This window comes from Rhizobium sp. CG4 (assembly GCF_023701965.1).
Lineage (GTDB): Bacteria > Pseudomonadota > Alphaproteobacteria > Rhizobiales > Rhizobiaceae > Agrobacterium.
The window spans coordinates 164,231-176,933 of the sequence record NZ_JABAEG010000009.1 but is presented as its reverse complement, the minus strand read 5'-3'; the positions used below and the strand labels follow the sequence as shown (position 1 = coordinate 176,933).

Sequence of the window (12,703 nt, the reverse complement as noted above, 5' to 3'; positions counted from 1 at the left end):
ACATGAAATTTAGACAAGCCTACCGACGGCACGCCGCATCTTCACAGGCATTAATCTCCGCAAACACTGCTAGCGCTGCGCTTTTTCACGGGATTGTGGGATGCCTTACCTTACTCAAGAATTCGTAAAACTCCGGGTAATTTTTTCCCACAACGCGGATCAACAAACCTCGCGACATCGCTTTCAGCTTCGCACGGAACGTGAGTGCATGTGACTGATGAAATCCGATAAGGAACGATTTTAACAAACCATATTCTCTTTCGGAAATGCTGGAACGAAATGCTTCATTTGTAATATAATTTTCTTTTTCATTTTTGCCCGCAGAAAGCCACGCCAGACGCTGCAAGCTTTGAATACACCTTTTGAGGTCCAGTTCTCTTTTGAGATAGGAAGCATCAATTTCGGCATTACGTGTTGTCTGCTCCGCATTCTCCGCCCAAGCAGCAAGCGGCGTCATAGCTACGTAAACAGGCTCGCTAATAGCGTATGTTCTGAGATATTCTTGCGCCGTAGCGGTGCACTTTACACCAATTTCTAGTGTGCTTTTCGTATGCCGTGACCAGAACAAGCCACCATTTGACACACCTATACCAGTGATCAGCGAGAGCCGAAATCTTTCTGGCGGATACAGCCCTTCCTTAAAAAGATGGTTCAGTACTCCCACGTCACTTAATCTGGCATTCTCAGTTCCACTGGCAGTTTCAATCACTTGGTTACGTAGAACGACATTCACGTTGTGGAGATGACATAACTCTATATTCTCCTCGATAAATCGTTCGAATACGAAATTATCGTCCTCTAATACGAAGAAAAAATCTGCTGAGTGAGGATTCTTTTTCGTGAAGCACTGGTCGATATTTTTAGAGGCAAAGTTCTGCGGTGAGTTGTGGTTGTAGCGTATACGGTCATCATTGAGAGAAGCGCAAACCTCTCGGCCTGCGGCATCCGGATCGTCATCATAAACATCACAAATCCAATTGGACCACGTCTGATTGATGAGCGACTCTAATGCACGACGCAGCATAACTGGCCTGCGGTAAGTTGGAGTGCGAACGTGAACCAATTCATTCGATAACATTAGAATTTGCCCTATAGTTTGCCCCTGAAAACGGGAAAAAGAGATTATTCAATTCAAACAAAATATAATCAGATGTGCTTTGCCGAGAAGTAACCCTTTGCCAATCTGATGGCAACGCCTAGATAACCGGCACGCGAAGCCTCATTGCAAAAAACACCTTGCTGCCTCCTCATACGACACATGCAACGTGCTTTACCCTCGACGAAACCCATTAATCCGATACGGCTGACGCCCGATGATTTGGCGCTCCGTAGGGACGTTCGATGCTTCTCTTAAAGCGCGAGAGCTTTGCGCAATTTTTATATACGCGATGTATGGCAAGAATGATTGGACAGTAAACTCAGTAAAAAATGTCACCTCACTGAAACTACGAGAGATGCTGAATGCGACAATCGTGAACCATAGGACATTGTCTGCAGAAGGTGCTGAAACACATAGCTTGAAACCTCTGTAGAGCGCCAAATACAATATTGCTACTTGTATTGCCACTCCAACATATCCAAGCTCCACGGCGTTAGAGATATAGGTGTTGTGAAAATTAAATCCGGCACCAGATGGAACATCAAATTCGGCCCAAAGCATTTCTGCGTCCGCGTTACCGATCACCCAGAAACCTCGGTAACCTACTCCAAACAGCGGATTCTTGGCGATCAGATAATAGGCGTAATCCCAAAGCTCTGTGCGACCCGTCAAGTCGGGACTCTTTCCAAAATACTCCAGCACACTCGATGTTATTTCTTCTGAGTACGTGGAGAGAATTGATCCCATGATTACAAAAAAAGCCACCAGAGCGAAGGTCGCTATGATCCTTACCGTGTGAGACATCCTTACAAGCATGCGAAAAAAAACGATACTCGCCAGGATAGGCATAATTGCCAGAATGGCTCCGGCGGACTGAGCAAGAGCAATAAAGATCGGCCCAACAAAAATGTAGCCTAGTGCAACAAGCCTCCACATCCGCATTTCCGGCATTTTTTGAACAGCAAAAGATAGTATCCACAAAATGGAGGCAAGAGCGGCAAATCCGTTTTTACTTCCAAAAAATCCAGCCCATGCTTGCCCTCGATTACCAGCCAATTCCATCAAGACACATATAACGCAACCTATCAGATAGGCGTAGAAAATCGCGCGTATTAATTTGGTCGAACTCAGCGACGTCGCAAATATTATAGCTATGCTCAACGTTATTAAGAGTTGAATTGCATAGCGGAAGGTAATGTCAGGATAATTAGACCATAACGCCGAAATTATGCAGTAAGCTGGAAGTATCAAAAGATGGCTATATTTCGCGGCATCACTGACAATCGATGGAAATCGTACAATACAAAAAGCTAGCCCGAACAGAATGAAACCTGCAGCTCCAAGATTTCCGACAAGTGGAATCAGCATCAACGCGAGAATCGAAAAAAAAGCGTTTGCAAACAACCACAACTCTACAGAAAGCCCGGAACTCTCTCCTCTACGAGCATTTTTTGACACAATATTCAAACTAACTTCCAATCATTGTAGCCGTTACCCCGTAGGTAAAAATTTGTTGCAATAAATCCGGCGACGTTCGTGTATGTGTCAGCAATGAATCATTGTCCTCAATATAACGTCACAAACCGCGACCACATTTCCAATAATATTTTTTCCCCAAACTCACAGCATAATCGCGAAATCGGCAATAGTACGACTTTCTTACGCGACACGTAATTTGTCGTCATGTTTCACCGACGCAGCGGTAACGACTTTAAGCCCTCACCGCTGCACCTTGCGACACCTTAAATCCCTGTCTTACTTACACAGTGAGGGAACCCACAAAAATCGATATCGACACGCTCCATCCTATACGAACGCAAATCGAAAGTATGGTTATCACAATGCGGTGACCTTGTAGCCGAGGACTTGCATGGTTAGTTGTTCGCCACCTGACAAGGGTTGCCAAGCACCGGCCCAGCCAGGATCTACACCATTGGCGGCCCAAAGGTCGAAAAATGCCTTCATTGGTAACGACGGAAATGATCCTTTGGTATCATTTGAAGTAATTGTTATTAGCTTCTGGCCATCAACATAGTAGGTGATCGACTTACCAGCCTCGTACTCAATGCCCAATTTGTAGCGCTTGCCAGAGAGATTTCCGGGAATAATCGGCTGATTGGGCCCCCTGCTCCACACCGCTGACTTAACGCCATTAACATTGGTCCACGTTGTAAGCGTAAGCCCCTTGGTGCCAAGGAACTCGAAATCAACTTCGTCCGACTTGTCGCGGCTCATCAACCAGAGAGGCGCAGCAACAAGACCGGAACGCATCTGGGGTAGGACGACGTCAATTTCCCAGAGCGCGTGGCTATAATATTGATTAGCTTGCACCTGAGCTGATGCTTTTTCGGAAACACTTAACAGAAGAGTGCCGCCAGATATGCTCGCATTGGCAGCCTGCCAGTTATACCCACCGAGCTTTGCCTCTCCCCATTGCGAAGGAAAAAAATCATTGGTGTAATTCCAGGTTTCAAGTTTAACTCCGGCCCAACTTGGGAGAGATTGCGCTGACACCGCGAACGGAACGAGAAATGCGAAAAGGAACGGGAGTAGCCTAGTCATCATTTGTCTACCTTTCGTAATTGATTGGTTACATGGATTTCTTTGCAGCTTATGTCTGCGAAAATAAATTGGCATAACGAAGGGGCACTACGTCAAATACCCACCCGAGGAGCGCAGGTAATACACTCCCAAAAACAGAACGACGCGTCGGAGAGGTCCGGTGCGCAAATCACTATAAAAAAGTGGTGTATGTGAGGGCAACCCAGAATCCGTCGCTTTGAACTCAATCTAAGGCATCCCGCAACAAACGCCCTAAAACGGCTAGAACAAAGTCAAAGAGGCGTCAGCACTGCAAAAAACTACTAATCCCAATTTTTCTTCGACCATAATTGCCGTACTAACTTAATATGTCCTTGATTTAAAAATTAATGTGATACGCGTCGCCACATATAATATCAGAATAATTATACGGAGATCATTTTATGAAATTGACCTATTTCAAGGGAACAGTGCCAAATTTTGGTGACGAACTAAACGAATATATGTGGCACAAATTGGTACCGCCCGGTTTTTTGGATGAAGACGAAAGCGAACTGTTTCTGGGAATTGGCTCAATCATTTGGAACAACCTGCCTAAAACCGCGAAAAAGCATGTTATCGGCTCTGGCTATGGCGGATATACCGACATGCCAAACATGAATGATGGCTCATGGAATGTGGTTTTTGTACGAGGCCCAAGAACAGCCGCCCTGTTGGATATTCCTGCGGAGAAGGCAATCGGTGACAGCGCAATTTTGCTGAGGCTTCTGGAGTTGCCCGCGCCTGAAAAGAAGCTTGATATCGCCTTCATGCCGCATTTTCACAGCTTCGACAGAGGCTTTTGGCCCGAGGTTTGCAAATTGGCTGGCATTCGGCTCATCGATCCACGCGGTGATGTCGAAACAATCCTGTCAGAAATTCGCGGCGCAAAGGCACTCATCACCGAAGCGATGCACGGTGCCATTGTTGCTGATGCAGTGCGAACCCCTTGGGTGGCAGCAAAACCGATACATGTCGAAAATCAGATGAAGTGGCTAGACTGGGCCGAATCGCTGAATATTTCTTTACGGCCACACGCTCTCGCTCCTTCGAGCCTGCTCGAAGCACATCTTCGGCTTTCGAAGACACGCAAAAACCATGGCCAAAGGGCATTCAGGTTGAACAAATCGGCATTGGCGAAACCTTTCAACCAAATCCTCACCCATTTCGCTGCTCGTCAACTACAAAAGCTTACCTCGGTCGAACCACAACTCAGCCAGGATAGCGACATAGCGCGCGCCACAGAAAGAGCGTCAACTGCCCTCGATCAATTTGTCGCCGGTCGCGCTTAGGTTAGAACGCTGTTAAAATAAAATGATTTACCGATGAATTCGCGGCCTGACTTTTTGTCGGCCGCGAAAATCTCTGATGTAAGAACTATAATCTGACTTACTGCTTTGCCTTGATGTTCGATGAAATGCCGTTGCGAAACTGAGTTTAGAGCAAACAGCTTGGTCTCTCGTGTTGAAGCGGCGATGGCCTGGCCGTGATGGTGACACAATCTTTTCAGACAGGCTTCATAAGAGCAGTCTACTACACATTAAAAAGGCGCTTTGGGAACCTCAACTGTAAGAAAAAACACCCGTTAACTTCTACAGCAATGTCAACTTTCCAAACGCTCTACAATAAACTAAGATGCCGATAAAATTCTAAATATAAATATCCATAATCAGTATAGGTTAGAATTAATACCCGCGTTAACTTATTAATTTTCCACAAGGACTGTATTTTACATAATAGCCGCTGCTCCGACCTTGCGCGCCTTCATTGAACTACAATTCTATCGTCTACAGCGCTGCCGAGCCGCACATAATCATTTTGAAACGACGAAAACACAAAAGAACTGATGTTATGAACGTTTTATATCTTGTTCACGATTTAGCAGACTCAGCGGTACGAAAACGTATCAAGATGCTGAAGGCAGGCAATGCCACAGTATCGGTGGCCGGCTTTGTCAGAGAACAATCTTCCGGCGCCGTAGATATTGAAGGCTGCCAACCGATAGTTCTTGGAACAACCAGAGACGGCAAATTTGGCGACAGAGTTCTAAAGGTTCTCTTCAGTAGATCTGTTACGCAGCTCCACAACCAAAAATACGATGTGATTATTGCAAGAAATCTGGAAATGCTGGCGCTCGCGAGACGCGTCACCTTTTCCTCGAGGTCAGCGACAAGAATCGTTTATGAGTGCCTGGATATACACAGGATCATGCTCAATCAGGGCACGTTAGGAAAATTCGCCAGAGCAGTCGAACGATGGTTGCTTCGTAGCACATCAATGCTCATAACCAGTTCACCTGCTTATTTGACTAATTACTTCAAACCCAAACAACAACTGACGAAGCCTGTATTGTTGGTCGAAAACAAGGTTCTCGATCTAGAACAAAACGATGCTACCGCTGTAACAGAGCGCAATTCTTCTGCTGCGCCAACATGGCGAATTGGCTGGTTCGGTATATTGAGATGCCGTAAATCTCTCGCCATATTGAGCGCATTCTCGCGAATGATGGATGGCAAGGTCCAGGTTGTCTTGCGTGGAAAGCCTGCTTATCAGGAATTCGATAACTTCGATGCTGAGGTGGCGGCTGAACCTTACTTGTCGTTTGAAGGTGCGTACAAGTCTCCCGAAGATTTAAAATCGATTTATGAAGACGTGGACTTCATCTGGGCGATCGACTTTTTTGAAGAAGGATTGAATTCGAGTTGGCTTTTGCCAAATCGAATTTATGAAGGCTGCCGGTATGGCAGAGTGCCGATTGCCGTAAACGGGACCGAGACTGCAAACTTTTTGAAAAATAGTGCAATTGGGCTAACGGTGAAAGAGGCAACTCCCGAGGTTTTACGGGACATTTTTTCACAGATTACGCCATTAGAAGCAGACAAACTTAAGCAACGTGTTCAGCAAAGTGATCCGCGAAAGTTCACTTTCACCAAGGCATCATGCAGCAGCCTGGTAGACGAGATTAGTAAAGAGCGAACCGGGTCCGCTCAAATCACGATTTTAGAATAAAATATTAGGAGATAAAATTGAAAAACATCATCGTTATCCCCTGCCTGAATGAAATAAACCACATCAGCTCAATCATCGACAGCATGGCCAAGCAGGCTACTCTCATCGGTGCTGATTTGATTGTTGTCGATGGCGGCAGCACAGACGGGACTATTCAAGAAATAAAATATAAAGAGAATCAGTACGACAATGTATTTTTTCTGGACAACAAAAAGAAAATACAAAGCTCGGCAATCAACCTCGCCGTAGAGCATTTTGGCGCAGGTGCAGAATATCTGATCAGGATTGATGCTCACGGCGGTTATCCGGAAAATTACTGCCAAATCCTGATGGAAGAAGCTACGAAAACTGGCGCAAGTTCAGTTGTTGTTCCCATGAAAACAGAAGGTTTTGGTCTTTTTCAACGGGCAACGGCGATTGCTCAAAACTCCAAACTTGGTACCGGAGGGTCAAAGCACCGGGTAGGTTCGGATGGTTGCTGGGTGGATCACGGACACCACGCATTAATGCGCATTGATGCGTTCCGCAGTGTGAATGGCTATGACGAAACATTCACGCACAACGAAGATGCGGAGTTCGACTACCGCCTCCTGAATGCCGGGCATAAAATATGGATGACTGACAAGACCAGGATGATTTATTACCCACGTCGAACCGCGAAAAGCCTCTTCCGGCAATATCTTGGTTACGGCAGAGGCCGCGCCAGAAACATCATGAAACATCGCGCAATTCCTAAAATTCGACAGATGGTACCCTTGTTGGTTGCTCCGTCTGCCTTTCTTGTTGCGCTTTGCGTCATCCACCCGGTTGCAGCTTTGCCATTTTCTCTCTGGGCAGGAATTTGTATTGCAATTGCGGTTCTCACAATGGCACGCGAACGCAGTTTTGCCGCCCTTTTGTCCGGACTGCCAATCATGATCATGCACATGGCATGGTCGATTGGTTTTTGGCTCCAGATAATTGGCATGCAAAAAAAGAGCTACACCTAAACAAGCTGATAGCTGTGATGACGTGTAACGTGAGTTCCAGAGAGAACTCCGTTATGCGTCCTATGAAAACAACCCGACTTCGTGTATGGTCAAAAGCCTATTGATTAGAGCTTTGATAAAAAACGTAATTTCAAATAAGTGGATGATTATTCATGGTGCCGGAAACGGTAATTACGATTTGCATATGTACCTTTAGACGGCCTCAAATAACACTTACGCTAGGATCTCTTTCCGGTATCAAAACGGACAAGAGCTGGAACGTTAACGTTATTGTCGCTGATAATGATTTTACGCCAAGTGCCCGCGAACTGGTTGAGGCATCTGCAGTGGGGTTTCCATTCCCTATCCGGTACATTCACGCGCCCGCTAGCAATATCTCTATCGCAAGAAACGCATGCCTTGGCGCGGCAAAGGGCGATTACCTGGCATTTATTGACGACGACGAAACCGTTACCACTGACTGGCTTATCGAGTTGATGAATGTGGCAACAAAAAACAATGCCCATGCCGTTCTCGGTCCCGTAAGAGCAATTTTCTCCAAAGACTCGCCAAACTGGATGGTGCAAGGCAATTTTCACTCAACGTTCCCCACGTTTGTAAATGGAGAAATCATAACGGGCTACACGTGCAACTCCCTTCTGGATATGCGCCAGCCTACACTTTCCGAGCTAAGATTCGATATTGGTCGGGGCAAAAGTGGGGGAGAAGATACTGACTTCTTCGATCGGATCTACAGCAACGGCGGTCGGATTTCTTATGCCGAAAATGCTTGGGTGGAGGAGATCGTGCCGTCTTCTCGGGCAAGTTTAAAATGGCTTGCGACACGGAGATATCGCTCGGGTCAAACACACGGCAAAATCCTCTTGAAAAAGAAAAAGCAGGCCATAGCTCGCGCCTACGCTTTTCTAATCACAAGCTTCAAGGCGGCGTATTGTTTTTCCGGCGCGGCGCTCACTGTTTTTTCTCCCGTATCCTGGCGGCGAAACTATATAAGGGGCGCGCTCCACATTGGCGTGCTCTCCGCGTTGGTAGGCGCCCAGGAAATCGAACAGTATGGAGCCACGCTCACGGATGGAAAAAACACCAATGCCAGGTGAGAAAGACAAGCTTCCCTCACAACAGGCCGGCGATTCTTATCAGCATTTGAAATCCGGACGCGCTAAAGCCGCCATCGTTGGTGTCGCATGGTCGACGATGAACAGCCTAGTTCCTCTGGTCGTGAGCGTTGGCGTATTTACGATTACCTCTCGCTATCTGTCGCCCGCCGAATTCGGCGTCGTTGCGTTCGCAGCAGGTATTGCCAGTTTCGCGAGCGCGATTGCACCAATTGGATTTGGCGAAGCAATCGTACAAAATACTAATATCGAAAAAAAACACCTGGACAGTGTTTTCTGGCTTTGCGTAGCGGCAGCCGTAATCATATACGGCGGTCTACTTCTTGCGGCGTGGCCATTATCAGGCATGTCTGGTGAAGAGCAGCTAGCGGCATTTATTGCCGTTATTGGCGCTCGTGTAATTTTCGATCTGGCAGCAACTGTGCCAAATGCCCTGCTCACTCGCTCAATGTCATTTGATCGACTAGCGCTTCGAACGACATTGGCCGCAGTTGTTTCCGCGGTTGTGTGTCTCACGACTCTCGCAATGGGTTATGGCGCATGGGCCTTAGCTATTTCTCAATTGTCAGCGGCAATGGCCGCCTCTGTAGCCGCTTTTCTGTCTGTAAAGTGGAAACCAAGTCTGCACGTAGACAAGGCATCTCTTTCTGAATTGAAAAGATTTGGACTTTTTGCGTCTGGAAACCGCATTCTTACAACAGTAAGCGTCGACCAGGTAATGGTAGGCTTTCTTCTTGGAACAACGCCTCTTGGCCTTTACGGTTTTGCTCAGCGTATTCACCAGATACTCAGCCAGCTTATTGTTGGTGTTTTGAGCTCGGTTTCCTTTCCTCTTCTTTCTTCACTTAGAACAGAGCAAACAAAACTCAGAGAAGTATTTTTATCGGCCACATTTGTATCTTCAGCAGTTTCATTTCCAGTTTTCCTAGGACTAGCCGTTGTCGCCCGCGACTTAATCCCCTTCGTATTCGGAACGCAGTGGGTTGATGCCGTGCTACCGTTGCAGGCTTTCTGTGTAATAGGCCTTCTAACCTCAATTGGTGTGCTGCAATCGTCTTTGATCCGCAGTCAGGGCAAAGTTGATTGGTGGATGTGGTACATGGCGACCAATCAATTACTGACGGCTTTAACCGTATTAATTTCCTACAGTTTTGGCGTAGGGATTATGGTTTTCGCTATTGCGCTGAAAACATTGCTATACTGGCCTGTCTCAGCTGTATTGACTGCAAAAATCTTGCAAATGAACACATGGTCTTATCTGAAAATCTTCACGGTTCCGCTTGCCGCAGCGATCTTAATGCTTTTAGGCACAAGCTTGTTGCATGAATACCTCGGCACGCAAAAAGAGATTGTGCGCCTACTCCTCGAGATAATTTTTGGAGCGAGTATTTATGTTTGCATAACGTTCTATTTTGCCCGAGATAAAATATCGAATTTAAAGTCTGTATTTAAGAAAACACGGTCGTAGGCACCACAATTAAGCTCGCCTCGTGTTACGTGATACTCAATTTTCAACATTGAACTTCGATCAATAAATCGACCAAATAAAAGGCTTCAAATGAAACTGGTTTATTTCAAAGGTACAGTTCCAAATTTCGGCGACGAATTGAATCCTTATTTGTGGGAGAAATTGCTGCCCCAGGGCTTTCTGGATAATGACAGCACGGAACTTTTCCTCGGTATCGGCTCCATTCTCCATAAGCATGGTTACCCACAGGAAGCGAAGAAACACGTTATTGGATCAGGTTATGCTGGATATGGGGAACCGCCGCCCGTCAGTGATGGCTCTTGGAATGTCGTATTTGTAAGAGGCCCGCGCACGGCAGCGAAACTCGGTTTACCTCCTGAAAAAGCTATCTCCGATACCGCGATACTTCTGCGCACAATTGATCTACCCCCACCTAGTGATCCGTGTGAGATTGCCTTCATGCCTCATTATGAAAGTCTTGAGCGAGGCTTCTGGCCCAAGGCATGCCAACTGGCTGGGGTAAAACTTATCGATCCAACCGACGACCTCGAGAAAATCATGTCGCAAATCAAGGGCGCGAAGCTCTTGATCACAGAGGCCATGCACGGAGCAATCGTCGCAGACGCTCTTAGAACACCTTGGATATCTGCCAAACCAATTTACAGCGGCCATCATGCCAAATGGTTTGACTGGGCTGAATCGTTGTCAATTGAATTGCGCCAAACAAGACTTTGGCCATCCAGCATTTCCGAGCTTTATACGCGCTTAACGAGACGCGGCTCGCCGGAAAGCATCGTGGGACGGCTTAATAAAAAGGCAGTGGCGGCTCCAGCTAACGCAATCTTGACATATATTGCCGCACAAAGACTGCTGCAACTGGCAAAACTTGATCCGCAATTAAGTGCAGACAGTGCTATAAAGCTTCAAACTGAAAGAGCACAAGAGGCCGTTTTCGGTTTTGTTGCTCAACACAAGAAGTGAACTGAAGAGATTGTAGGCTTGCTTTCATCATTTCGCGAGAGACGGTCTGAAATTCAGACCGTCCATGCTGTGATTTTTCATGGCGCTCGCAAGCTGAGCCACGACGTTGTAGTGTCATAAGACACTAAACAGCCGCGAATTTTCAACCAACATTCGTTTGGCTCAATCGCAATCGCTTGGCAACACGGCTAAATTGACAAAACCGCCCCTAAGGTCAATATAATTCCTTACGACTTAACTAGCACTCCCTGACACATCTCAGCGTGCCCATCAGTAAAGTTTCGAAATGAAGATTGCTGTCGCCGGACTTGGTTATGTTGGACTATCTAACGCCGTACTCATCGCTCAAAACCACGAAGTCGTCGCCGTTGATCTTTTGCAGGAGCGCGTTGATCTTGTTGCAGCACGCAAGTCACCAATCGTCGACAAGGACATCGAAGAATTTCTCTCGACAAAAGAGTTAAAGCTGTCAGCAACAACCGACAGTGCGGCAGCGTACACCGGCGCAGATTTTGTTATCATCGCAACACCGACAAATTACGATCCGCAAACAAATTATTTCAACACAACGGCTGTGCAGTCAGCAGTCGACGCAGTGCTTGCGGTTAATCGCAAGGCGTGTATTGTCATCAAGTCCACTATTCCCGTTGGTTTTACGGAAGGTTTGCGAGAGCAGACAGGTTACAGCAACATCATATTCTCTCCAGAGTTTCTTCGTGAAGGTAAGGCCCTTCACGATAACCTGCATCCATCGCGTATCATCGTTGGCGACAAGTCAGATGCCGCCAAAGCCTTTGCTAACCTGCTACTGCAAGGTGCATACAAAAAAGACGTACCTGTTCTTTTTACCGGTTCGAGCGAAGCTGAAGCAATCAAGCTGTTCGCCAATACATATCTTGCGATGCGTGTGGCCTACTTCAATGAAGTAGACACCTATGCTGCATCACGTGGGCTGGAAACACGTGACATTATCGACGGTGTCTGCCTCGATCCACGCATCGGAAATCACTACAATAATCCATCGTTTGGATATGGTGGTTACTGTCTTCCCAAAGATACCAAACAGCTGTTGGCGAATTACAGCGAAGTGCCACAGTCACTGATCCGGGCCATTGTCGACTCGAATTCAACGCGAAAAGATTTCATATCGGAAAGCATACAACGCCTGTCTCCAAAGGTTGTCGGCGTCTACCGCCTGACCATGAAGGTTGGCTCAGACAACTTTCGTGACTCCTCTGTCCAAGGCGTGATGAAACGTATTAAGGCAAAGGGTATTGAGGTTGTGGTTTACGAACCCAGCTATCAGGAAAGTGAGTTTTTCCGCTCAAGGGTCATCACAGACCTTGAAGAGTTTAAATCTCGCAGCGACGTCATTCTGGCTAACCGTATTACGCCCGAGATCGCTGACGTCGCTCAAAAGATTTACACGCGTGACATCTTTGGCGTGGATTGAATCTTACGG

At 46.7% G+C, this 12,703-nt stretch carries 10 protein-coding genes; 7 read left to right on the top strand and 3 right to left on the bottom strand.

Annotated features, from left to right (window positions below; genetic code table 11):
• Nucleotides 1–85 precede the first annotated feature (85 nt).
• From HGO37_RS22150 to HGO37_RS22140, 3 genes are all read right to left on the bottom strand, one after another.
• On the bottom strand, nucleotides 86–1,078 hold the full coding sequence (locus HGO37_RS22150) for a glycosyltransferase family 2 protein (protein ID WP_259146864.1): 993 nt from the start codon (nucleotides 1,076–1,078) through the stop codon (nucleotides 86–88).
• A 192-nt stretch (nucleotides 1,079–1,270) separates the two neighbouring features.
• Nucleotides 1,271–2,557 (bottom strand): O-antigen ligase family protein, encoded by a 1,287-nt coding sequence (locus HGO37_RS22145; RefSeq protein WP_250985353.1) that lies wholly within the window; start codon nucleotides 2,555–2,557, stop codon nucleotides 1,271–1,273.
• 378 nt (nucleotides 2,558–2,935) lie between these two features.
• A complete protein-coding gene (locus tag HGO37_RS22140) occupies nucleotides 2,936–3,664 on the bottom strand; it encodes a family 16 glycosylhydrolase (RefSeq protein ID WP_250985249.1) in 729 nt (242 codons plus the stop codon).
• A 419-nt stretch (nucleotides 3,665–4,083) separates the two neighbouring features.
• Between HGO37_RS22140 and HGO37_RS22135 the strand changes: the two genes are divergently transcribed.
• The 7 genes from HGO37_RS22135 (at nucleotide 4,084) to HGO37_RS22105 (ending at nucleotide 12,694) form a co-directional block, all read left to right on the top strand.
• A complete protein-coding gene (locus HGO37_RS22135; RefSeq protein ID WP_250985248.1) occupies nucleotides 4,084–4,971 on the top strand; it encodes a polysaccharide pyruvyl transferase family protein in 888 nt (295 codons plus the stop codon).
• 559 nt (nucleotides 4,972–5,530) lie between these two features.
• A complete protein-coding gene (locus HGO37_RS22130; protein WP_250985247.1) occupies nucleotides 5,531–6,688 on the top strand; it encodes a glycosyltransferase family protein in 1,158 nt (385 codons plus the stop codon).
• Nucleotides 6,689–6,705: 17 nt separating this feature from the next.
• Complete coding sequence (locus HGO37_RS22125; RefSeq protein ID WP_250985246.1) at nucleotides 6,706–7,677, top strand: glycosyltransferase family 2 protein; 972 nt, start codon at nucleotides 6,706–6,708, stop codon at nucleotides 7,675–7,677.
• Between the two features lie 152 nt (nucleotides 7,678–7,829).
• Nucleotides 7,830–8,774, top strand: a complete 945-nt coding sequence (locus HGO37_RS22120; RefSeq protein WP_250985245.1) for a glycosyltransferase family 2 protein — start codon at nucleotides 7,830–7,832, stop codon at nucleotides 8,772–8,774.
• Nucleotides 8,749–10,260, top strand: a complete 1,512-nt coding sequence (locus HGO37_RS22115) for a lipopolysaccharide biosynthesis protein (protein ID WP_250985244.1) — start codon at nucleotides 8,749–8,751, stop codon at nucleotides 10,258–10,260. The genes HGO37_RS22120 and HGO37_RS22115 overlap by 26 nt, the downstream gene beginning before the upstream one ends.
• Nucleotides 10,261–10,350: 90 nt before the next feature.
• Nucleotides 10,351–11,241 (top strand): polysaccharide pyruvyl transferase family protein, encoded by an 891-nt coding sequence (locus HGO37_RS22110; protein WP_250985243.1) that lies wholly within the window; start codon nucleotides 10,351–10,353, stop codon nucleotides 11,239–11,241.
• A 286-nt stretch (nucleotides 11,242–11,527) separates the two neighbouring features.
• A complete protein-coding gene (locus HGO37_RS22105; protein WP_250985242.1) occupies nucleotides 11,528–12,694 on the top strand; it encodes a nucleotide sugar dehydrogenase in 1,167 nt (388 codons plus the stop codon).
• The last annotated feature ends 9 nt before the right edge of the window (nucleotides 12,695–12,703 follow it).

Bases quoted from the DNA above. Each gene is read 5' to 3' on its own strand.
- HGO37_RS22150 (WP_259146864.1), bottom strand. From the start codon at position 1,078: ATGTTATCGAATGAATTGGTTCACGTTCGCACTCCAACTTACCGCAGG.
- HGO37_RS22140 (WP_250985249.1), bottom strand. From the start codon at position 3,664: ATGATGACTAGGCTACTCCCGTTCCTTTTCGCATTTCTCGTTCCGTTC.
- HGO37_RS22135 (WP_250985248.1), top strand. From the start codon at position 4,084: ATGAAATTGACCTATTTCAAGGGAACAGTGCCAAATTTTGGTGACGAA.
- HGO37_RS22130 (WP_250985247.1), top strand. From the start codon at position 5,531: ATGAACGTTTTATATCTTGTTCACGATTTAGCAGACTCAGCGGTACGA.
- HGO37_RS22120 (WP_250985245.1), top strand. From the start codon at position 7,830: ATGGTGCCGGAAACGGTAATTACGATTTGCATATGTACCTTTAGACGG.
- HGO37_RS22115 (WP_250985244.1), top strand. From the start codon at position 8,749: ATGGAAAAAACACCAATGCCAGGTGAGAAAGACAAGCTTCCCTCACAA.
- HGO37_RS22110 (WP_250985243.1), top strand. From the start codon at position 10,351: ATGAAACTGGTTTATTTCAAAGGTACAGTTCCAAATTTCGGCGACGAA.
- HGO37_RS22105 (WP_250985242.1), top strand. From the start codon at position 11,528: ATGAAGATTGCTGTCGCCGGACTTGGTTATGTTGGACTATCTAACGCC.